The organism is Nocardioides sp. YIM 152315, assembly GCF_029210375.1.
In the GTDB taxonomy this organism is placed as follows: Bacteria; Actinomycetota; Actinomycetes; order Propionibacteriales; family Nocardioidaceae; genus Nocardioides.
The window spans coordinates 1-21,877 of sequence record NZ_JARGER010000009.1 but is presented as its reverse complement, the minus strand read 5'-3'; the positions used below and the strand labels follow the sequence as shown (position 1 = coordinate 21,877).

Below are 21,877 nucleotides of genomic sequence, written 5' to 3'. Positions count from 1 at the left end.
AACGCGATCGCCCCGGCCCGGTCGTCACACCGCTGACCCAGCCGGCGATGGACATCCCGGGCATCGAGGACGACTACCTCGACAACACCCCGCTCGGACACCCGGGCTCACCGGAGGAGGTCGCCGAGGCCGCGGTCTACCTGGCCAAGGCCGCGTGGGTGACCGGCGAGGTGCTCGACATCAACGGCGGCGGCGCAGCGGACCCGGCACGACCCCGAAGGCCACCGCCCCGACCACGACCCCGACGGGCATCGGCCAGCACAGGGCAGCGATCTCCTCCGGCGCCGCGCCGCCGTCCGCGAGCACCTGCTGGAGCAGATCGACCGCTGCGACGAAGACGGCGCCGCCGATCGAGGCCACGACGATGCCGGTGACCGGCAGCTGGGTGGAGAGGGCCCGCACCGGGATGAGCGAGCCCTCGTGCCGATCCTCCCACCACAGCAGCGCCACCAGAGCGGCGAGGCCGACCGCGATGGGGATCCAGACCGTCGGGGACGACGCCGCCGCGCCGGTCAGCAGCGCGGTGCCGACGAAGGTCGCGACGGTGGCCACGACCGTCAGCGCCAGCGCCGCGCGGTCCACGGTGCCCTCGGGGTCGGCCGGGTCGATGTCGGCGTACCCGACCAGCGCGACGATCCAGCCCAGCGCGCCGAGCGCGGCACTCGCGACGAAGAGGGCCCGCCAGCTGCCCGCGGCCGCGGCGTACCCGCCGACGATCGGGCCCAGCGTGCTCGCCCCGAAGATGCCGACGTTCACGACCACGGCCGTCAAGGGCAGGCGCGAGGCGGGGAACCGCGCCACGAGTGGCGGGAGTGCGCTGATCAGCATCGCGCCGGCGGCGAGTCCCTCCACGACGCGGCCGACGGAGAAGAGGGCGATGCCGGGTGCGGACGCCGTCACGACCGAGGCGGCCACGAACACGAGCCCGTAGCCGAGGAAGAGCCGGCGCTGGCCGTACCGCTGGGCGAGCTGGGCCGCCGTCACCGCGCCGACGGCGTACGCCGCGCTGCCAAGGCCCCCCACGACCTGCACGGCGGTCGCGCTAGCCCCGAGATCGGCCGACACGAGGCCGCCCAGCGCGAAGGTCGACGTCTGGAGGGTGACGTTGGGGACCAGGCCGAGCAGCGCGATCGCCACCGCGAGCCCGTACCGTCCGCGGAGTCGAGGGAGCACGCCCAGCGGTACCCCGGGGGTCCTCGGCCGATGCCGCTGGTGGCCGGCCCTAGGCTCGCCGCATGGCCCTGCTGCATCGTGCGACCCTGACCCCGACCAAGTCCGAGGTGATCGCGGAGTGGCTGCCGAAGCAGTCGTGGGCGGCGCGCCTGCCGGGGCTGAAGCCGTTCGGCGGCTACCGCCTCGACGACCCGGCGGGCGAGGTCGGCATGGAGGGCATGCTGTTGCGCAGCGCGGATGGCGCGGTCGTCGTGCACGTGCCGCTGACCTACCGTGCCGCGCCGCTCGAGGGCGCCGAGGACCACCTGGTCGGCACCACCGAGCACTCGGTGCTCGGCACCCGCTGGGTGTACGACGCCACCGGCGACCCCGTCTGGATCGCGACCGTCACGGCGACGGTGCTCGAGGGCGGCACCAGCGCGGCGGAGTACTTCGAGGTCGACGGGCGCCGGGAGCCACGTGAGCCGAAGGCGGTCGCGGTCGGCAGCGGCGGGTCGGTGCTGCGCCCGGAGGTCGTCGTCGTGCACGAGGTCGGCACGGCGCCAGAGGGCGACGCGGTGCTGCGCGGTCGCTGGGACGGCGGCGAGGGAGTGCTGGTCGTCGTCAGGAGCGGCGGGCGACGCTGACGAGCTCATGGGCCGGCACCGGGTTGTCCCGGCCGGCCTTGCAGGTCAGCCGGGTGGCCGTGGCGGGGTCGCGGGTGGTGCGCACGACGACGTCGTAGGTGCCTCCGGCGACCGTGAAGGCGGCGGTGGTGAGGTCGCCTTCGACCGAGCGGCCCGCGAGGACCACGTCGTCCTCGCGGGTGGCGCCGAGCTCGCGGCGCAGGTGGATCTCGGCCGCCTGCACCGCCATCGGGTGCGACGCGCGGCCGCGCAGGCGGTCGAGGTCGAGCTCGCCGGCCAGGTGCGCGCCGGCCACGGCGATCGACGACGCCGGGTCGAGCCGGCCGTAGTAGAGGCCGTGCGGCAGGACCACCATGTTGGCGGCGAAGCGGTCGCCGCCCACGTGCGACACCTCCCACGTCTCCTGCGGATGCGCGCGGTCGAGGGCCCGGGCGACCGGCCGTCCGCGCTCGGCGCAGCAGGCGTCGTGGCGACCGTTGGTGCAGACGCAGAAGATCGACCCGTCGTAGGTCGGCAGGCCGGAGGTGCCGCCGCGCCGCAGCGACCCGAGGTCGACGTCGAGGACGTCGCGCGGGTCGGAGACGACCGCCGACTCGAGTCGCGGGCGCACCGGGTCGGCGTACGCCGCGAAGGCCCGAAGACCGTCCGGGGCGTCGGGCTTGGAGCTGAACCTCCGGATCAGCAGCACCTTGGCGCGGTGCTCCTTCGCCCGGCGCTCGAGCTCGGCGCCGAGTCCGTCGGGGAGGCGGGCGTCACGGAGGGCGCGATCGCCCCACGGGCCGACGTGCTCGAGCAGCAGCCAGGTGCGGACGTGGGTCGCCGACCCCGCGACGGGCTCGTCCCGCAGCAGGCTCTGGGCCGCACAGCGGAACTGTGCAGGTGCGGGGGTCACGAGATCTCGAGCAGCCCTTCCCGCACCAGCCGGCGGCACAGCACCAGGCTGCTCTCGGCGTCGAGCGGCAGGTCGCCCGGGGTGAGCTCCTCGCGACCGCGGACCTCCTCGAGCGCCGGCCGGATCCGCGCCGGCACCGTCAGCGCGCGGTCACCCAGCAGCACCTCGACCACGTCACCGCGGTCGAGCAGCACGCACGGGTGGCCGGGGCGGCGCCGCAGCACGGTCGTGGCCACGACCTCGCGGCGGCCGATCACGTCCCGCAGCCCTCCGGTCAGGCGCGGCGGGCGCGAGGTGAGGAAGCGACGTACCTCTGTCTCCACGGCGGCCTCGGCGTCCACCGCGCGGAGGGCGTCGGCGACCTGCTCCAGCCGCTCGGCGAGGCCGGTGCTCAGCAGCGCCGGGTCGTCGAGGTAGCCGGCCGGCAGGTGGTCGGCGGGCACGCCACCGACCACCGACGCGAGCGTGCGCTCGAGCAGTCCGCGCCACGTCAGCTGGTTGATCCCGATCGTGACGTGCAGCGAGACGGTCTCCTGCGCCCGGGCGGCGTGGGGGGTGCCCGTGGGCAGGTACATCGACAGGCCCGGCTCGAGGAGCACCTCCTCGGGCCCGTCCTGGCCGTGCACCTCCCACAGCTTCGACCCCGCGGTCTGGAAGACGAAGACGTCGTGGGAGTCGGAGTGCACCGCGAAGCCCTGGGCTCCCGGCGGTGTCAGGTAGGCGTTGGCCTGGCAGGGGTGGCCGAGCTCGAGCTCGAGCTCCGCGATCAGCCGGGTCAGCGGCGGCCAGTAGCGGTGCAGGCCCTGGAAGACGACCGTCGCCCCGTCGTCGAAGAGCGCGAGCGCCTTGCGTCCGTCGACCAGCCCGGACAGCGGCTTGCCGGCGATCGTCGCACCTCGGGTGTACGTCGACTCGGGCAGCACCTTCCCGTCCCCGGCCATCCGGATCGACGGTGTGCGGATCGCGGTCGAGGTCAGCAGGTGGTCGGCGTCGGCGAGCGAGAGCAGCCCGACCAGGTCGGCCGGGTCGGTGCGGTGCAGGTGCACGCGCGACGCCCAGACCTTCCCGAGGAAGGTCTGGGCGTCACCGCTGAGCAGGTCGAGGGCAGTCACTCAGGAGGCGTCGCCGTCGGTGCCGTCGCCGTCGGTGCCGTCGCCGTCCGAGGAGTCGCCGTCGGTGCCGTCGCCGTCCGTGCCGTCGCCGTCGGACGAGTCGCCGTCGGTGCCGTCGCCGTCCGTGCCGTCACCGTCGCTCGCGTCGCCGTCGGTGCCGTCGGCATCGCCGCCGGCGCCGCCCGTCGCACCGGGACCGGTGGTCGTCATCTCGTCGTCGCTGAGGGGCTCTTCGGGCGTCATGCGTCCTCCTGGGTCGAGTGGCTCTGGGGCCAGTCTGCTGTGCTGCGGACCGACCCCACAAGCGGTACCCGAGCGGTCGAACCGCTACACCACCCTCCGGACTCAGCCGACCAGGCGACTCTCACGGTCGTAGTTGCGGCCGAGGAACGCGGGCTGCCGCGCCCAGCGGAACGCGAAGACCATGACGAGGAGCGTGGCGACGTACGGAAGCATCAGCACGAACTGGTGCGGGATGCCGATGCCGGCCACCTGTGCCCGCAGCGCCAGGACCTCCATGCCGGCGAAGAACGCCGCCCCCGCGACCACCAGGTGCGGGCGCCAGCCACCGAGGAACGCCAGAGCGATGACCAGCCAGCCGCGGCCGGCCACCATGCCCTCGGTGTAGAGACCCGTGTAGACCATCGGCAGGTACGCGCCGGCGACACCGACGAGCCCGGAGCCGACCACCGTTGACCACGTGCGGGCCCAGGTCACGTTGATGCCGAGGCTGTCGGCCGCCTTCGGGTTCTCGCCGATCGACCGGAACGCCAGGCCGCTGCGGGTCTTGTACATGAACCAGTAGATGCCGGCGGAGATGAGGAACGCGGCGTAGACGACCAGGTCGTGGTCGAACAGCACCTCACCGAGGAACGGGATCTCCGAGAGCAGGGGTATGGGGTAGTCGTCGAGGGTCGGGATCAGCGGCGGCGCCATGGTCACGCCGATCACCTCGCGATAGAGGAGTCCGGCCGCGCCGAGCGCCGCGAAGTACAGCGCCAGACCAACGACGAACTGGTCCAGGCGGAGCTGGGTCGTCATGTAGGCGAGCACCAGGCCGAACAGCGCGGCGGCCGCGAACGCGGCGAACAGGCCGACGGTGTTGCTGCCCACCTTGAAGCTGACGAGGAACCCGATGGCCGCGCCCAGGACCATCAGGCCCTCCTGCGAGACGTTGAAGACGCCGGCCCGACCGCTCAGCACCGTGCCCTGCGCGGCCAGAAGGAACGGCACCATCGCCGGGATCATCAACGTGAGGAACTCGGTGATCTCACCCATGTCAGCGCCCCCGGAGCTTCGTGCGGACGATGTCGGACAACAGCAGGAACAGCAGGATCAGCGCCTCGATGATCAACACCATCTCGACCGGCACCTGCGCAGTGCGCTGCATCGAGCCCGCGCCCACCTCCAGGACGGCGATGCCGAAGGCGACGACGGGGAGGGCGAGCATGCTGCCGCGTGCCATCAAGCCGACGATGATGCCGAGGATCAGGAAGTTCGACTGCATCCCCTCGAGCATCTTGCCGTGCACGCCCGCGACCTCGATCGAGCCTGCGAGTCCGGCGACCGCGCCACCGACGACGAGGCCGGCCCCGGCGAGCCTGGAGGTCTTGATGCCGTGCACCTGGGCCGCGCGCAGGTTCGCTCCGACCGCGCGCATCTCGAAGCCGGTCGCGGTGCGGCGCATGAAGACCGCGATCACCACCACCAGGACGAGGGTGAGCAGCACGCCCGAGTGGAACGGCGGGGTGTCGCCGATGCCCGGCAGCAGGGCGCCGTCGCCGACGGGGGTCGTCGCCGGGTGCCCGGCGCCGCGGTCGGGCCACACCTGGCTGGCGACGTAGTCGATCACCTGGAACGAGATGAAGTTGAGCACGACGGTGCTGAGGATCTCGTTCACGTTGAACTTGACCATGAGGAACGCGGCGATGCCCGCCCACAGCGCGCCTGCCAGCGCACCCGCGACGAGCACGCACGGCAGCAGGATCACCATCGGCAGGTCGGACCAGAGGATGCCCAGCGCGACGCCACCGGTGGCACCGACAAGCAACTGGCCCTCGGAGCCGATGTTGAACTTGCCGGTGGCGAGCGGGATCGCGAACGCGTAGGCGCACAGCAGGATCGGCACCCACTTGTGCAGGGTCTCGACCGTGCCGAATCGGGTATTGAAGCTGGTCGTCAGCACCGACTCGAACGCCGCGACCGGATCCTGGCCGAGCGCCAGGATGATCAGGCCACCCACGACGAACGCCAACACCACCGACACGACGTACGGCACCAGGAGCCACAGCGCCTCGACCACGCGGTTGGACGGCTCGGCGTCCGGTGGCGCGGCCGAGGGCGCTGGGGAGATGGTCTCAGACACGCGCTTCTCCCAGTCCGGTCATGCTGCGGCCCACCTCGTAGGCGTCCACGGTCCCCTTCTGCCACTCCCCGGCCCGCGACCCCTTGAAGAGCGCGATCACCCGGTCGGACATGGCGATCACCTCGTCGAGGTCCTCGGAGAGAAGCAAGATCGCGCACCCGGCGTCGGTCGCGACCCGGACCTGGTCGTAGACGAACCTGGTCGACCCGAGGTCGAGGCCGCGGGTCGGGTTGTGCAGGATCAGCATCCGGGGCCGGCGGGCGAATGCCCGCGCGAGGATGACGCGCTGGATGTTGCCGCCGGACAGGTCGCCGGCAGGCGTGGCAGGCCCGTTGGCCCGGATCGAGAACTGCTCGATGGCCTCGACCGCCCGCTGCTTGGCGGCGCCCCAGTCGAGGAGTCCGTGGCGGCGCACGCCCGGGCTGCGCTGCGAGCCGAGCACGAGGTTCTCGGTGATGCTGGCGGTCGGCAGGATGCCGTCGCGGTGGCGGTCCTCTGGGACGTAGGCCACGCCGTGGTCCAGCCAGGCCGAGGCCGGCCGCCCGCACATCGAGCGGCCACCGACCTCGACGGAGCCCGCCCGCACCGCACGTACGCCGGCGAGCGCCTCCGCAAGCTCGACCTGACCGTTGCCCGCCACCCCGGCGATGCCGACGATCTCGCCCTCGCGGATCTCCAGGTCGAAGCCAGGGACCAGCTCGTGGCCCTGGTCGTTGTTCACGACCAGGCCCTGAACCGACACACCAACGGCGTCGCGGACGGACGAGACGGTGACCTCGACCTCTTCCGCGTCGACCGCGCCCAGCGCGGCCGCGTCGATCAGCTCGCCCGGGCCGGTGGTGCCGCCCACCATGACGTCCGCCAGGTGGTCGGCATCGGTGTCGGAGCGTTCGATGGTCTCCACGCTCCGGCCGTCGCGCATCACGGTCATCCGGTCGCAGACACCGAGCGTCTCGCGGATCTTGTGGGTGATCAGCACGACGCTCATCCCGTCGTCCACCATCGCCCGCATCGACCCGAAGAGGTCGTCGACCTCCTGCGGCGTCAGGTTGGTCGTGGGCTCGTCGAGGATCAGCAGTCGTGCGCCGCGGTAGAGGGCCTTCAGGATCTCGACCCGCTGCCGGACGCCGACGGGCAGGTCCTCCACGACGGCGTCCGGATCGACGCTGAGGCCGAACCTCGTGCTCAGCTCGCGGATCCTCTTCCTCGCCTCATCGAGGTCGAGGCGGAGCGCGCCGGAGACGTCGGTGCCGAGGACGATGTTCTCGGTCACGGTGTAGTTGTCGACCTGGAGGAACGTCTGGTGAACCATGCCGACGCCTGCGTCGATGGCGTCCCTAGGAGAGCCGACGGTCACCGGCTCACCGTCCAGGAGCACCTCGCCCGAGTTCGGGCGGTAGAGCCCGTAGAGAACGTTCATGAGCGTCGTCTTGCCGGCGCCGTTGCCGCCGAGCAGGCCGTGCACCTCGTTGCGGGCGACCACGAGGTCCACCGAGTCGAGGGCCACGACCGGCCCGAAGGTCTTGACGACGCGCCGCATCTCCAGCCGGGGCGGCTGCTGCGTGGTCACTTCACCTCGGACTGGTCGAGCTCGACTTCGATCGAGCCGTCGGTGATGCCGGCCACGGACTCCTCGGCCGCCGCCTTGGCCTCGGCGGGCACCTGGTCGCCGACCGAGACGCTGGCGCCCTTGCCCTCGCCGAAGCCGATCACGTAGCGGCCCTGGGTGGTGCCGCCGTCGATCTCACCGAGGATCTCGTCGAGCGGGCTCGTGAAGTCGTACAGGACCGTTGCGGCGTAGTGCTCAGGGCCGTTCTGCGACTTGTCGGTGTACTTCACCGTCAGCCAGGTCGAGCCGGGGTCGGTGTCGTTGACGGCCTTGAAGGCCCCGACCGCGCCCAGGTTGAGCGAGGTGATGACGACGTCGTTGCCGTCGGAGACCAGCTGGCTGGTGAGCTGTTGCGCCTTGACGGTGTCGTTGAAGTCACCACTCCAGACCGAGGTGAGGCTGACGGACTCGCCGCTCTCGTCGAACGCCTGCTCCACCGCGTGCACCTCCGAGTAGGAGAACGGGAGGCTGAGGCCGCCCAGGTAGCCGACCTTGCCACTCTTGGTGAGGTTCGCCGCCAGGGTGCCGATCGGGTAGAAGACCTCGTGGAAGTTCCGATCGATCGTCCAGACGTTCTCCGGCTGGCCCTCCGGTTCGCCGTCGAACTCACCGATGAAGTTCACGTCCGGGCTCTGCTCGGCGATCTTCGCGGTGGCCTCGTAGAACTGCGAGCCGTGGGTCCAGATCACGTCGAAGCCGTCGGCGACGTACTCCTGCAGCACGCGCTCGATGTCGGGCACCGCGACGCTCTCGGAGTACGACACCTCGGCGCCGTCCTCCTCCGCGGCGTTGAGTGCTTCCAGGCCGAGTGCGTTGTAGTCGGCGTCGGTCGTGGGACCCGAGAAGATCGCCGCGATCCGCAGTTCGCCGTCGTCCGCCCCGCTGTCGCCGTCGCCTCCGCAGCCGGTGGCCACGAGAGCCACCGCCACCAGCCCGGTGAGGTTCCGAAGTAGTCCGCGCATGCCCGCCTCCTGGTCGTGCCCGCCCTCGGGACCGCCGATGGCGGCTGTGTCGGGCATCACGTGCGGACATCGTGCGGGTGGGCGGTGGATCCCGACATCGGCGGTCATCGCCCAACCCTCCACCGGACGTTGGGCAACACCTGCCCAGATCCGCCAGCACCGGTAACGGTTGCCGCACAGGTGTTGCAAGTCCGGCCCCGAGCGACGACCATGTGCCTCCGCAGAACGGTGCCGTCGGTCGCGGGTCAGCCGATCAGGCCGCGACGTCGCGCGATCGCCGCGGCCTCGGTGCGGCCGGCCGCGTCGAGCTTGGCCAGGATGTTGGAGACGTGCACCGACACCGTCTTCGCGCTGATGAAGAGCTGCCGGGCGATCTCGCCGTTCGAGCGGCCGTCGGCCACGAGCGTCAGGATCTCGGTCTCACGCGGGGTGAGCGCGTCGGGCGCCGTCTCGGTGCGCACCGGCGCCGACCCGATCGCCCTCAGCTCGTCGAGGAGCGGCCGCGCGCCGAGGTCGTGCGCGGCCGCGCGGGCGCGATCGCCCTGCTCGCGCGCGCCGGCGGTGTCGCCGGTCGCGCGCAGGATGCCGGCGTACGTCGTGCGCACCACCGCGAGCTCGTGGACGTGGCCGAAGTCCTCGAAGAGCGTGACGGTCTCGTGCCACGCCTCGACGAGCGCCTCCCGCGGCGGGGCGTCGACGCCGGCGAGCCAGCGGGCGCGAAGCGTCTCGGCGTCGAGCCGCTTCTTCCACGCCCGACCCTCGGGGCCCCAGTGCCCGGAGGGGTCCGAGTAGCGCTGCACGACGATGTGGCCGTCCTCGCTCAGCCGCTCGACGCCGGGCAGCATCGCGGCTCGCTCGGCGGCCGAGAGCGGCGGGAGCGCCTGGTTGACGGCGCCGATGGCGACGGCAGCGAAGCGGATCCGGGCGCTGAACCACTCGTGCCAGGTGCGCGAGAGCACGGCGACGACGTCGTCGTACACCTGCACGGCGCCCTGGGCGTCGCCGGTGCGGCCGGCGTGCACCATCTCGAGGGCCGCGGAGTGGATCGCGATGCCGCCCTCGCGCGACCAGAACCGGCGCAGCTTGCGGCCCTCGGCGCCGACGTCCTCGCCCCGAGCCTGGAGCACGTTGAGCCGGAGCGCGTCGAGGTTGGCGCGCGGGATCGGCGGCGGGTTCTGCCCCGCCATGTCCGTGAGCGCGAGCACCTCGTCCCAGCCTCCCCGGACCGTGCGGATCCAGCTGAGCTGGACGCGCGACTCGAAGGCGTAGGGCGTCCACGGCAGGTTGGCGGCGTCGGCGCGGACGGTCACGCTGCGGAACCACTCCTCGGCGTCGTCCCACTCCGCCCAGTCCTCGTAGGACCGGGCGAGCAGGAACCGCGCGCGCAGCTCGGCATGCATGGCGTCGGCGTCCTCGGACCGGGCGATCGCCTCGAGGAGGGCCTCGCGGAGGCCCTCCTTGGGGCCGGCCTTCTTGAGTCCGCTCAGCGTGGTGATCGCCTCCGAGGCGAGCTGGTGGAGGTCGAGCCGCTCGTCGAGCGCGAGCGCCTCGAGCCCGACGACCTGGGCCTCCTCGTAGCGACCCACGGCGGCGAGCACGCGCGCATGGGTGGTGAGCGCGCGGGCCCGCCACCGGTTGTCGCCCTCGGGCGCCAGCGCCAGCGCCTCCGCGGAGACCTCGGCCGGGTCCTCGTCGGTGTCGACCACGATGAGGATGCCCGCCCGCGAGGTGAGCATCCGCGACCGCCACTCCGGTGGCGTCTCGGCGGGGAGCCGGTCGAGCTGTTCCTGGAGCAGGGCGACGGCGCGGATCGTGTCGCCGCTCTCGCTCAGCGCCTCCGCGGCGTTGGTGGCGAGCTTGGACACGTCGACCGCGGAGCGCTCGCAGCGGCGGGGGTCGGCGACCAGCTGGAGTGCCTGCTGATAGTGGTACGCCGCCTCGTCGGGCCCGCCGACGTCCCACGCCTCGCGACCGGCCTGGATGCTCGCGGTCAGCGCGATGTCGAGGTCGTTGGCGAGCCGGGCGTGGCGGGCCAGCTCGGCCGCGGTCCCGCCGACGGTGCCGTCGTGGAGCGCCTCGACGTACCGTGCGTGCAGCCGCACCCGCTCGCCGGGCAGGAGGTCGTCATAGACGGCCTCACCGAGCAGGGCGTGGCGGAACGCGTAGCGGCCCTCCTGGGCGAGCAGCACGTTCATCTCGACGGCCTTGCGCAGGCCCTCGTCGAGCGCCGCGGTGTCCAGCCCGGACGTCGCGGCGAGCATCTCGTGGGAGACCCGCCGGCCCGACGCGCTCGCGGTGCGCACGACCTGGCGCGCGGTGTCGTCGAGCCGGTCGAGGCGCACGAGCAGCACGTCGGCGAGGTCGGGCGGCACCCACCGGCCGGGCTCGGCGGCGGCGCTGGTGAGCTCCTCGACGAAGAACGCGTTGCCGTCGGCGCGCTCGACGATGTCGACGAGCTCCTTCTCGGAGAGGCCCTCGGGCACCAGCTCGTGGATCAGGGCGCGCACGGCGTCCTCGGGCAGCGGCGAGAGCGCCACCCGGTGGACGCCTCGGATGCGCGACCACTCGGCGACCTGGCGTCGCAGCGGGTGGCGGCGGTGCAGGTCGTCGGCGCGGTACGACGCCACCACGGCCACCGGGCCGTCGAACGGGCGCGAGAAGAGGAAGCTGAGGAGGTCGCGCGTCGACTGGTCGGCCCAGTGGGTGTCCTCGACCACGAGGAGGACCGGCGCCGTCGCGGCAGCGGTCTCGAGGAGGGTGTGCACGGCCTCGAAGAGGTCGGCACGGTCGAGGGTGCCCGCCTGCTCGGCCGTGTCCGCGGCGCCGGCGGAGCCGAGCACGCGGCGCCCGGGCTGGAGCCGGGCCAGGGCGGGGTACTGGGCGGCGACCTGGTCGACGACGTCGGGGAGGTCGGCCGCGACCCGGCCGAGGACCTCGGAGAAGGGCAGGTAGGGCAGCGCGGAGTCGCCGAAGTCGAGGCAGTGCCCCGCGAAGACCCGCCACCCCTCGGCGAAGGCCCGGTCGCGCAGCTCGACCAGGAGCCGGGTCTTGCCGACGCCGGCGTCGCCGGAGAGGAGCGCCACCCCGCCCGGCGTACCGCTGCCGGGATCCGGGGACGGACGAACGCCGAGCAACGAAGAGAGCTCCGTCAGCTCGGCGTCTCGCCCGACCAGGGTTCGGCTGGTGTGTGCTGCCACGCCGCCCATGATCCCGTGTTCTGTTGTGTCGTGCTCCTGAATAGCCGCCACGACGGCGCCGCTCATCGCGGGCCGCCGATCAGTCGGCCCAGGTGCTGGCCGTGCCGCCGGCGTCTCCCGGCCGGTTCTGGGCGTTGCGGCGCGTCAGCGCGCGGCGGGTGCGTCGGCCGGCGATGTCGGCCCGGATCCGCCCGAGGCGGTACTCCATCTCGGTCTTCACGTAGTCGCGGTGGACGGTGTTGTCGTACATGGTGTGGGCTCCTCAGCTCCTCGTCGATGACCACGAGGTTCGTCGTCTGAGGTAGGCCGGCACATCGGACGAGTGCCTTATCCGGGACGGTCCGGTGCCTTAGGGGTGGCTCAGCGGGCGCGGCGCACCTGGGACCGGGCCGGCAGCAGCCGGTTGGACCCGGCGATCCGGGCCTGCCAGCGGCCCGGGTCGCCGATGGGCGCGCGCGCCGCCCAGCGTCCTTCGAAGTCGATGCCGGTCCGGCCCACGTGCTGCCAGCGCCGGCTGCCGCGCGGCTTGAAGAAAAGCTGGACGCGCACCGACTTGCGGACGTAGGTGGTGAGGCCCGGGCCGAAGCCCTTGCCCCGGCTCCACACGCCGCGCAGGGTCGTGTGGCCGCGGACGCGCTTCGCCTTGCGCAGCGAGACGCGGTCGTCGTACTTGAGGGTGACGCGCTTGCGCAGCGTCTCGTCGGTGTCGCCCACCAGCAGCCCGACCTTGATCCGGCCGACTCCGGCCTCGTGGACCGCGCCGCACAGCAGCAGCGGCGCCGTCACGGTGATCCGTCCGGGGCTGGTGACGACGCCCTCGCGGATCGCACCGTCGATGTCGCCGCCGGTCGCGTCCTCGGCGTTGATCGTCGCCCAGTACTCCTCGCCCGCGACCGCGTCGAAGACGGCCGCGGCGTGATAGGTCTCGTGGCACCCGGAGCGCAGGATCATCGTCTCGGGTCCCCCGACCCCGACGACCCGAGGATCCCGCCGCTCGTCCGAGGCGGGCCGGGCGAGCACGGGCGACGGGGGCACCGCCAGCGAGGCCGCGAGCGCGACCCCCAGCACCGTGACGAGTCGTCGGCCCACGATTGTCTCCCTCCGCCGCGAACCGGCCCGGCGGTCACCGACCGGTGGCGCGCGACACTACACCGCCGTGGCGCGCACGTGCGGCCGTCCGCCGACCCAGGTCGCGGTCACGATCGGCACGCCCGGCCGGTAGGCCAGGTGCACGTGGGACGGCGCGTCGAGGACGACGAGGTCGGCGCGGCGGCCGGGCACGAGAGCGCCCACGTCGTCGCGGTCGAGGGCGCGCGCGCCGACGTACGTCGCGGCGTGCACCGCCTCGGCCGGGGTCATCCCCATCTCGCGGACGGCGAGGGCGATGCACAGCGGCATCGAGCTCGTGAAGCACGATCCCGGGTTGCAGTCGGAGGCGAGCGCGACGTCGACGCCGGAGTCGAGGAGTCGGCGCGCGTCGGGGTAGGGCTGGCGGGTGGAGAACTCGACACCGGGGAGCAGCGTCGCGATCGTGCCGCTGTCGCGGAGCGCCGCGACGTCGGCGTCGGCGAGGTAGGTGCAGTGGTCGACGGCGACCAGACCGAGATCGGCGGCGAGCTGCACGCCCTCCCCGTAGGTGAGCTGGTTGGCGTGCAGCCTGCCCCTCAGCCCGGCGGCCGCACCGGCGCGCAGGATCGTCCTGGCCTGGTCGGCGTCGAAGGCGCCGCGCTCGCAGAAGACGTCGATCCAGCGGGCGTGCGGGCTGGCCGCGTCGAGCATCGCTCCGGTGACCAGGTCGACGTACTCCTGCGGGTCGCCCTCGGGCACGACGTGGGCGCCGAGGTACGTCGTCTCCTCGGTGAACTGGCGCGCCACGGCCAGGCTCCGCGCCTCGTCGTGGACGGTCAGCCCGTAGCCGCTCTTGATCTCCACCGTCGTGGTGCCCTGACGGCGCATCTCCTCGACGAGTCGGGCCACGTGGCCGGTGAGCTGCTCGTCGGTCGCGGCCCGGGTGGCGGCGACGGTGGTGCGGATGCCGCCCGCGGCGTACGGCGTGCCGGCCATCCGGGCGGCGAACTCCTGGGCGCGGTCGCCGGCGAAGACCAGGTGGGAGTGGGAGTCGACGAACCCGGGCAGCACGGCGCGGCCGCCGACGTCGACCCGCTCGTCGGCGGGTGGCGCGTCGGCGGCGGCGCCGGTCCAGGCGACCGTGGCGCCGTCGACCACGAGCGCGGCGGCCTCCATCGTGGGCGGCCCCTCGGGGTCACTGGTGAAGAGCTCGCCGATGTTGGTGATCAGGACGCTCATCGCTGCTCGACCTTCCCGATCGCGGCGCCGAGCTCGCGACCGATCGCCTCGTCGTCCGCGGTGGTGTAGACCTCTGCTCCGCCGACGACCACGCGGGTGACGTCGGCGGCGGTCGCGGCGAAGACGGCGGTGTGCTCGTCGGCGCCGGTGCCGGCCGTGCGCGGACTGGTGGTGTCGATCGTGACCAGGTCGGCGGGCTCGCCGATCGCGATCCGAGCCCCCGCTCCGACGTCGAGGAGCTCGCCCGCCGTCCAGTGCCCCCGCTCCCGGGTCGTCAGCCGCTCGTGCATCTCGAGCGCGCGCAGCTCCTCGAACGGGTCGACCACCGCGTGGCTGTCGCTGCCGATCGTGATGCGGCACCCCGCGGCCGCCAGCGCCCTTGCCGGGCCGATGCCGTCGGCGAGGTCGCGCTCGGTCGTGGGGGTGAGGCACACGTTCGTCCTCGTCGTGCCCAGCAGGGCGATGTCGTCGTCGGTCAGGTGGGTGGCGTGCACGGCCGTGGTGCCCGGGCCGAGCAGCCCCTCGTCGTGGAGCAGCCGCGTCGGGGTCACGCCGTACGCCGCGAGGCAGGCCTCGTTCTCCGCCTCCTGCTCGGAGAGGTGGACGTGCAGTGGGCTCCGGCCGCGGAAGACGTGCAGCTGGTCCCTCGGCACCGCCCGCACCGAGTGGATGGCGGCCGGCCCGGAGCCGACGCGCCCGGCCCACCGTCGGGCCGTGCCGTCGCTGTAGCGGACCTGGACCCCCTCGGGCGGCGCACCGAACCCGCTGCTGACGTAGCAGGTGTCGAGCAGCGTGACCCGGATGCCGGCCTCGGCGCCGGCAGACCGGAGCGCGTCGCCCATCGCCGGCTCGGGGTCGTGGACGTAGTGGAACTCGCTCACCGACGTGTAGCCCGCCGCGACCATCTCGCGATAGGTCGCCCGGGCGAGGGCGAAGTAGGTGTCCGGAGTGAGCCGCTGGGCCACGGCGTACATCTGGTCGCGCCACGTCCAGAACGTCCCGCGCTCCCGCTGGGTCCGCCCGCGCAGCGCCCGGTGGAACGCGTGGCTGTGGTCGTTGGCGAGGCCGGGGATGGTGAGGCCGGGGAGCCGTGCGGTTTCCCCGGGCACCCGGGGAAACTGGACCTTCTCGGCCGGAACTTCGCCCGAGAGGTTCCGGTTCTGGCCCAACGGTGTGACGGAAGTGAACAGTCCGCCCGCGATCTCGACCAGCACGTCATCGCGGACGGCGCCGTCGACCCAGGCCCGCTCCAGCAGGTACGACGTGCTCATCGCGTCAGCCGCTCCAGGGTGTCGGCCAGCGCGGAGACGCCGACGAGGCAGTCGGGCGTCGAGGCGTGCTCCTCCGGGGAGTGCGAGACGCCCGTCGGGTTGCGGACGAAGAGCATCGCGGTGGGGATGCCGGCGGACGAGAGGATCCCGGCGTCGTGGCCGGCGGCGGTCGGGATGATCGGCCAGTCGCCGCCCTCGTGGTCGGCGGCGACGGCGGCCGCGAGGTCCGGCGAGAAGGTCACGGCGCCCGACACGGACTCGGCGACGACGTCAAGCGACGTCCCGTCCCGCCCGGCGCGATCGGCGGCCTGGGTCGTGACCGCCTCGACCAGCGACGTCAGGGCCTCGTCGGTCGAGCAGCGCGCGTCGAGCCAGGCGGTGACCCGGGACGGTACGGCGTTGGTGCCGTTGGGCTCGACGGCCACCCGGCCGAAGGTCGCACGCTGCCCCGCCAGCCGGGCCTGCTTGTTGGCTGCCAGCGCGGTCATCGCGTAGGTCAGCATCGGGTCCCGACGGTCCTCCATCCGCGTCGTCCCTGCGTGGTTGGCGGCACCGCCGAAGTCGAAGCGGTAGCGCCCGTGCGGCCAGATCTCGCTGGCCACCCCGATGGCCGCGCCCCGGTCGACGAGGTCGCGGCCCTGCTCGACGTGCAGCTCCACGAACGTCCCGACCGACGACAGCAGCGCCGACGACCCGCCCGCGACGACGTCGCCGAGCGCCACCCCGTCACGGTCGCGCAGCGACCGCGCCGACTCCCACGACACCGCGCCCGCCGCCAGGCGCGACCCGAGGCAGGCGAGCCCGAACCGCGAGCCCTCCTCCTCCACGAACACCGACACCCCGACCGGCCGCGACGGCACCACGCCGCGCGAGCGCAGCAGGTCGATCGCGGCCAGCGCGGAGACGACGCCGAGCGGCCCGTCGTACGCACCCCCGTCGAGCACCGAGTCCAGGTGCGACCCGGTCAGCACGGCGGGTCCCGACCCGACGTCCCACCACCCGACGACGTTGCCGAAGTCGTCCCGCTCGACGCGCAGCCCGCGCGCCCCGCACTGCTCCTCGAACCACACCGCCAGCTCGCGCTCCGCCGCGTCGAAGGGCTGCCGGAAGTAGCCGCCGGAGACCGCCGACCGCCCCACGGGGGCGAGGTCGGCCCACATCCGCTCAAAGGCGTCAGGCACAGTGCTCTCCATGGAGTTCCAGGACGTCGTACGCCGCCGACGGATGGTCCGCAGCTACGCATCGGACCCCGTCGACCCCGGGCTGGTCGACCGGGCCCTGAGCAACGCGACCCGCGCGCCGAGCGCCGGGTTCAGCCAGGGCTGGGCATTCCTGGTGCTCGACACCCCGGCCGACGTGCGCCGCTACTGGGAGGTGACGGCCGACGACGTCGACGACCCGGACGAGTGGCTGAGCGGCATGATGCGGGCACCGGTCGTGATCATCCCGTGCTCCAGCAAGGCGGCGTACCTGCGCCGGTACGCCGAGGCCGACAAGGGCTGGACCGACCAGGACGAGGCACGCTGGCCCATGCCGTTCTGGCACATGGACGCCGCGATGGCGGCGCTGCTGATCCTGCAGACGGCGACGGACGCCGGGCTGGGGTCGTGCTTCATCGGCGTGCCCACGCCGCGCGTGGACGCCGTGCGCGCGGAGTTCGGGATCGATCCGGAGTACGACCCGGTCGGCGTCGTCACGATCGGCCACCCCGCCGACGGCGGCGCCGCCGGCTCGCCGACCCGCCGGCCCCGCAAGCCGGTCACGGACGTCGTGCATCGCGGGCGCTGGGGAGGTCGGGGAGGACACCAGGCCAGTCCATCGGCCTAGCCGGTCCGGGTCAACGCGGCGCACCACGGCGTACGTCTCGCATTCGAGACGCGCCCGGGTGTCGTAGCGTCTGCCCGTGACGACCCACCGCGCAGTCGCGAAGCTCCAGGCCCTCATCCGCATCCCGACGGTCTCGTACCCCGACTGGAAGCTCGTCGACACCGACGCCTTCGACCGGTTCGTCGTCGAGCACGAGCGCCAGTTCCCGCTGCTGCACGAGCGCCTCGAGCTGACGCGGGTCGACACGCACGGCCTGCTCTTCCACTGGAGGGGTCGCAGCGACGAGCGGCCGGTCGTGCTGATGGCGCACCTCGACGTCGTACCCGTCGACGGCGACGCGACCTGGCAGCACCCTCCGTTCGGTGCCGAGATCCACGACGGCGCGGTCTGGGGCCGGGGCACGCTGGACGACAAGGGCCAGCTCGTCGCCGTCTGCGAGGCCGTCGAGACGCTGCTGGAGCAGGACTTCACGCCGGCCCAGGACGTCTGGCTGTCGTTCGGCTGCAACGAGGAGGTGTCGGGCTCGGCCGCCTCGCTGGCCGTGGCGGCGCTGAGCAGTCGCGGGGTGCGCCCCTGGTTCGTGATGGACGAGGGCGGCGCCGTCGCGTCCGAGGCCTTCCCCGGCGTCGCGGCGCCGGTCGGCGTCGTCGGCGTCACGGAGAAGGGCGTCACCTCGCTCGAGCTGCGCGTCGACGGGCGCGGCGGCCACGCCTCCACGCCGGCCCGCAACGGCCCCACGGTCCGGCTGGCCCGGGCCCTGGCCCGGCTCGACCGCCACCAGATGGCCGCGAGCGTGCCGGAGCCCACGATCGAGCTGCTCCGTCGGATGGCGCCACACGCGCCCCGGGCCCTCCGCCCGCTGATGGCGAACGCCGCGAAGGTGCGGCCGGTCCTCACCCGCGCCCTGATCGCGGCGGGCCCGGAGCCGGCGGCGATGACGCGGACGACGTTCGCGATCACGACGCTCGCCGGCTCGCCCGCACTCAACGTGATCGCGTCGACGGCCAAGGCCGGCGTGAACATCCGGATCATGGTCGGCGACACCGTCGCCGGCGTGCTCGACCACGTCCGCAAGACGGTCGCGGACGACGACGTGCAGGTGACCGTCGTCGACGAGAACGAGCCGAGTCCGATCTCCCCGGTCGACGACGACGCCTTCCGCCTCATCGAGTCGACCATCAGCGACGTCTTTCCCGACGCGATCCCGGCTCCCTACGTCATGATGGCCGCGACCGACTCGCGGTTCTTCACCGGGATCTGCTCCCGGGTCTACCGGTTCGCCCCGTTCCGGATGACCAAGGCGCAGCGCGAGTCGATCCACTCGTACGACGAGCACCTCGGGATCGAGGCCTTCCTCGACGGCGTGCGGTGGTACCAGCGCCTGATCGAGAGGATCCCTGCAGCGTGACCGTCCTCAACGACCCGCGGGCCAAGAGCCTCGCGACGATCGTCGGCTTCCTGGTCTGCGTCGAGCTGGCCAGCGGCATCCTGCAGGGCTACTACACGCCGATCTTCACCGACATCGCCGACCACCTCGACATCGCCGACGCCGACGTCAACTGGTTCGAGGCCGCGCAGCTGATCGTCTCGGCGCTCGTCGTACCGCCCCTCGCCCGGCTCGGCGACATCGTCGGCCACAAGAAGGTCCTCCTCCTCTCGACGGCCGTGACCGCACTGGGGTCGTGGATCATGGCGTTCGCGCCGTCCTTCACGACCTTCCTCGTCGGCTCCGCGATCCAGGGCGCGTACGTCGTGTGGCTGCCGCTCGAGGTCGCGATCATCCATCGGCGTACCGCCGGCACCGGCCGCCAGCACCAGCTCACCCGTCGCGCGGCCGGCATCCTCGTGGGCGCGCTCGAGCTCGCCGTCATCGTCGGTGCGGTGACCAGCGGGGCGCTGGTCGAGGCGACGTCGATGACCGTGCTGCTGATGCTCCCGGCGATCGCCGTGACGGTGTGCTTCGTGGTCATCTGGTTCGGGATCGAGGACATGGAGGGCACGTCCTCCGGCGGCCTGGACTGGGGCGGCCTCGGCCTGATCACGGTCGCGCTCGGTCTCGTCATGGCCGGCCTGATCGTGGTGCGCCTCGACGGCGTCGGCAGCCCGCTCGCCTGGCTGCTCGTCCTCCTCGGCCTCGCCCTCACCGTGCCGTTCGCCCGCTTCGAGATGCGTCAGGAGGAGCCGATCGTCGACGTACGCCTGTTGCGTGCGCCCGGCCAGTGGCCCGTGCAGCTCACGGCGTTCCTCTTCGGCATGTCGGTGCTCGGGGCGCAGATCCCGCTGTCGACGTTCGCCCGCACCGACCCCGACGTGGCCGGCTACGGTCTCGGCGCCAGCGCGGGCTTCGTGTCGACGCTGATCGGCATCTACGTGATCTTCATGGCGATCGGGGCGTTCACGCTGCCGCTGACGGCCCGCGCCTTCGGACCGCGCGGCTCGTTGGTGCTCTCGTCGGTGCTGGTCGCGATCGGCTACGCGATGTGGCTCCCGCTGCACGGCTCGACGCTCCAGGCCCTCGTCAACATGGCGATCATCGGACTCGGGTCGGGCGCGCTGGTCGCCTCGCTGCCCGCCGCCGCGGCGGCCGCGGCGCCGCCCGAGCGCACCGGGTTCGCCACCGGCATGACCAACGCGACCAAGACCGTCGGCGGAGCGATCGCGTCGGCGGTCTTCGCGATCGCGCTCTCGGCGACCGGCTCGCTCGATGATCCCGAGGAGGGCCACGCCGCGCTCTCGGGCTACCTCACCGTCTGGTCCGTCTGCGCCGTCGCCGCGCTGCTCGCCGCCGTCGCCCTGGCGATGCTGCCCCGGGAGGTGCCCGAGGAGCCCACGCCGCTGCTGCGGTAGCAGCGCTGGCTATCGTGGGCGGGGCAGGAGGTGAGCCCCCATGCCCGAGAGCGAGGAGTGGCCCGAGGGACGGCCGGAGTCGTCCGAGCACCCACGCGCACGTCGTACCGGGTCCGCCGCCGCGGCCGCCCGGATGCGCCAGCAGCACACCTGGGTGGACCTGCAGGTCCAGCAGGCGATGGAGCGCGGTGACTTCGACGACCTGCCCGGGGCCGGCAAGCCGATCAAGGACCTCGGCGCCCACCACGACCCCGACTGGTGGGTGAAGCAGCTGGTCGAGCGCGAGAAGATCGCGGTCCTGCCGCCCAGCCTGGCGCTGCGCAAGGAGGACGCCGAGCTCGACGACCGGCTCGACGCGATCAACTACGAGGCCGAGGTCCGCCGCGTGGTCGAGGACTTCAACGAGCGGGTCATCCGTGCGCGCTACTCGCTCCACGGCGGCCCGCCCCTGATCACGATGCCCCGCGACGTCGACGACACGGTCGCCGCGTGGGCGGCCCGGAGGGCGGCCCACGCGGCTCAGCGCGTCCCACGGACCGGGCCCGCCGACGCGCCCCGCCGGCGCCACTGGTGGAATCGACGCAGCAGACGTGGAGAGGGGAGCTCATGAAGAACGTAGCCGTGGTCGGCGGTGGCCTGATGGGGTCGGGCATCGCCGAGGTCAGCGCCCGCGCGGGCCAGGACGTCGTCGTGGTGGAGTCGAACGACGACGCGGCCAAGGCCGCGCTCGGTCGCCTCGAGAGGTCCCTGGAGCGCGCCGAGGCCAAGGGGAAGATCAACTCCGCTGCCGACGTGCTGGGCCGGATCCGGGTCGAGACCGATCTGGGCGCCGTCGGCGACCGCGAGGTCGTGGTCGAGGCCATCGTCGAGGACGAGGCGGCGAAGGTCGACCTCTTCAAGCGGCTCGATGCGATCGTGGAGGCGCCCGACGCGATCCTGGCCTCCAACACCTCCTCGATCCCGATCATGAAGCTGGGCGTGGTGACCAGCCGCCCGACGCAGGTGATCGGCATCCACTTCTTCAACCCGGTGCCGGTGCTGCAGCTGGTCGAGCTGGTGCCGTCGCTGCTCACGTCCGAGGACACCACGGCGCGGTCGCGCGCCTGGGTCGAGAGCTCCCTCGGCAAGCAGGCGATCGACTGCCAGGACCGGGCCGGCTTCGTGGTCAACGCGCTGCTGATCCCCTTCATCCTGTCGGCGATCCGGATGTACGAGTCCGGCTTCGCCTCCGCCGAGGACATCGACCGCGGCCTCGTGCTCGGCGCCGCCCACCCGCAGGGCCCGCTCGCGCTCGCCGACCTGATCGGCCTCGACACCACCAAGGCCGTCGCGGAGTCGCTCTACGAGGAGTTCAAGGAGCCGCTGTACGCCGCCCCGCCGCTCCTCCAGCGGATGGTCGACGCCGGCCTGCTCGGCCGCAAGACCGGGCGCGGCTTCTACACCTACGGGTGATCCGGATCCGACCACCGGTCTCCCAGGGGCCCGCGCCTCTCACGTCCGGCGGTGGAACTCGACCTTGCCGGTGGGCAGGTAGGTCGTGTCGTAGTTCGAATCGTGGGCGCGGTTGTGGTGCCAGTGGCAGAGGCTGACGCCGTCGTCGAGGTTGGTGGTGCCTCCGTCGGTCCCGCGGATGCGGTGGTGGGCGTGGAGTCCGGTGGTGTGGTCGCAGCCCTCGGCGGTGCAGCCGTG

The 21,877-nt window shown here is 72.8% G+C and carries 20 protein-coding genes and 1 pseudogene; 6 read left to right on the top strand and 15 right to left on the bottom strand.

Annotation, left to right across the window (positions count from 1 at the left end; genetic code table 11):
* Positions 1-180 precede the first annotated feature (180 nt).
* Positions 181-1,173: an MFS transporter gene (locus PZ894_RS01855; RefSeq protein ID WP_275741889.1), complete on the bottom strand. Its 993-nt coding sequence runs from the start codon at positions 1,171-1,173 to the stop codon at positions 181-183.
* Between the two features lie 62 nt (positions 1,174-1,235).
* Between PZ894_RS01855 and PZ894_RS01850 the strand changes: the two genes are divergently transcribed.
* Complete coding sequence (locus PZ894_RS01850; protein ID WP_275741887.1) at positions 1,236-1,799, top strand: hypothetical protein; 564 nt, start codon at positions 1,236-1,238, stop codon at positions 1,797-1,799.
* Here PZ894_RS01850 and PZ894_RS01845 read toward each other — a convergent pair.
* The 13 genes from PZ894_RS01845 to PZ894_RS01785 form a co-directional block, all read right to left on the bottom strand.
* Positions 1,777-2,691 (bottom strand): sucrase ferredoxin, encoded by a 915-nt coding sequence (locus PZ894_RS01845; protein ID WP_275741885.1) that lies wholly within the window; start codon positions 2,689-2,691, stop codon positions 1,777-1,779. The genes PZ894_RS01850 and PZ894_RS01845 overlap by 23 nt on opposite strands.
* Positions 2,688-3,803, bottom strand: a complete 1,116-nt coding sequence (locus PZ894_RS01840) for a cupin domain-containing protein (protein ID WP_275741883.1) — start codon at positions 3,801-3,803, stop codon at positions 2,688-2,690. Before PZ894_RS01840 ends, PZ894_RS01845 begins: the two co-directional genes overlap by 4 nt.
* Complete coding sequence (locus PZ894_RS01835) at positions 3,804-4,046, bottom strand: hypothetical protein (protein ID WP_275741881.1); 243 nt, start codon at positions 4,044-4,046, stop codon at positions 3,804-3,806. It abuts the gene before it with no gap.
* A gap of 102 nt (positions 4,047-4,148) precedes the next feature.
* Positions 4,149-5,081, bottom strand: a complete 933-nt coding sequence (locus PZ894_RS01830; protein WP_275741879.1) for an ABC transporter permease — start codon at positions 5,079-5,081, stop codon at positions 4,149-4,151.
* Between the two features lies 1 nt (position 5,082).
* Positions 5,083-6,168: an ABC transporter permease gene (locus PZ894_RS01825; protein WP_275741877.1), complete on the bottom strand. Its 1,086-nt coding sequence runs from the start codon at positions 6,166-6,168 to the stop codon at positions 5,083-5,085.
* Positions 6,161-7,738, bottom strand: a complete 1,578-nt coding sequence (locus PZ894_RS01820) for an ABC transporter ATP-binding protein (protein ID WP_275741874.1) — start codon at positions 7,736-7,738, stop codon at positions 6,161-6,163. The genes PZ894_RS01825 and PZ894_RS01820 overlap by 8 nt, the downstream gene beginning before the upstream one ends.
* The gene (locus PZ894_RS01815; RefSeq protein ID WP_275741904.1) at positions 7,735-8,796 is read right to left on the bottom strand and encodes a BMP family protein; all 1,062 of its coding nucleotides are present in this window, start codon (positions 8,794-8,796) and stop codon (positions 7,735-7,737) included. The genes PZ894_RS01820 and PZ894_RS01815 overlap by 4 nt, the downstream gene beginning before the upstream one ends.
* A gap of 188 nt (positions 8,797-8,984) precedes the next feature.
* The gene (locus PZ894_RS01810) at positions 8,985-11,936 is read right to left on the bottom strand and encodes a helix-turn-helix transcriptional regulator (RefSeq protein ID WP_275741872.1); all 2,952 of its coding nucleotides are present in this window, start codon (positions 11,934-11,936) and stop codon (positions 8,985-8,987) included.
* Between the two features lie 79 nt (positions 11,937-12,015).
* Positions 12,016-12,186 (bottom strand): hypothetical protein, encoded by a 171-nt coding sequence (locus PZ894_RS01805; protein WP_275741870.1) that lies wholly within the window; start codon positions 12,184-12,186, stop codon positions 12,016-12,018.
* A gap of 110 nt (positions 12,187-12,296) precedes the next feature.
* Positions 12,297-13,025: a hypothetical protein gene (locus PZ894_RS01800; protein WP_275741868.1), complete on the bottom strand. Its 729-nt coding sequence runs from the start codon at positions 13,023-13,025 to the stop codon at positions 12,297-12,299.
* 57 nt (positions 13,026-13,082) lie between these two features.
* Positions 13,083-14,243 carry an imidazolonepropionase gene (hutI, locus tag PZ894_RS01795; RefSeq protein ID WP_275741867.1) on the bottom strand — a complete coding sequence of 387 codons (1,161 nt, stop codon included), beginning with the start codon at positions 14,241-14,243 and terminating at the stop codon, positions 13,083-13,085.
* Positions 14,240-15,514 (bottom strand): formimidoylglutamate deiminase, encoded by a 1,275-nt coding sequence (locus PZ894_RS01790; RefSeq protein ID WP_275741865.1) that lies wholly within the window; start codon positions 15,512-15,514, stop codon positions 14,240-14,242. Before PZ894_RS01790 ends, hutI begins: the two co-directional genes overlap by 4 nt.
* Entirely contained in the window at positions 15,511-16,695 is a 1,185-nt protein-coding gene (locus PZ894_RS01785; RefSeq protein ID WP_275741863.1) for an allantoate amidohydrolase, read from the bottom strand. The genes PZ894_RS01790 and PZ894_RS01785 overlap by 4 nt, the downstream gene beginning before the upstream one ends.
* Before the next feature lie 10 nt (positions 16,696-16,705).
* Here PZ894_RS01785 and PZ894_RS01780 point away from each other — a divergent pair, with 10 nt between their 5' ends.
* From PZ894_RS01780 to PZ894_RS01760, 5 genes are all read left to right on the top strand, one after another.
* Positions 16,706-17,341, top strand: a complete 636-nt coding sequence (locus tag PZ894_RS01780; RefSeq protein WP_275741861.1) for a nitroreductase family protein — start codon at positions 16,706-16,708, stop codon at positions 17,339-17,341.
* 76 nt (positions 17,342-17,417) lie between these two features.
* The gene (locus PZ894_RS01775; protein WP_275741859.1) at positions 17,418-18,749 is read left to right on the top strand and encodes a M20/M25/M40 family metallo-hydrolase; all 1,332 of its coding nucleotides are present in this window, start codon (positions 17,418-17,420) and stop codon (positions 18,747-18,749) included.
* On the top strand, positions 18,746-20,188 hold the full coding sequence (locus PZ894_RS01770) for an MFS transporter (protein WP_275741857.1): 1,443 nt from the start codon (positions 18,746-18,748) through the stop codon (positions 20,186-20,188). Before PZ894_RS01775 ends, PZ894_RS01770 begins: the two co-directional genes overlap by 4 nt.
* Positions 20,189-20,228: 40 nt before the next feature.
* On the top strand, positions 20,229-20,798 hold the full coding sequence (locus PZ894_RS01765) for a DUF1992 domain-containing protein (RefSeq protein WP_275741855.1): 570 nt from the start codon (positions 20,229-20,231) through the stop codon (positions 20,796-20,798).
* Positions 20,795-21,640 (top strand): 3-hydroxybutyryl-CoA dehydrogenase, encoded by an 846-nt coding sequence (locus PZ894_RS01760; RefSeq protein WP_275741853.1) that lies wholly within the window; start codon positions 20,795-20,797, stop codon positions 21,638-21,640. The genes PZ894_RS01765 and PZ894_RS01760 overlap by 4 nt, the downstream gene beginning before the upstream one ends.
* A 39-nt stretch (positions 21,641-21,679) precedes the next feature.
* Here the strand turns inward: PZ894_RS01760 and PZ894_RS01755 are convergent.
* Positions 21,680-21,877, bottom strand: a pseudogene (locus PZ894_RS01755) (HNH endonuclease); the annotation flags it as partial.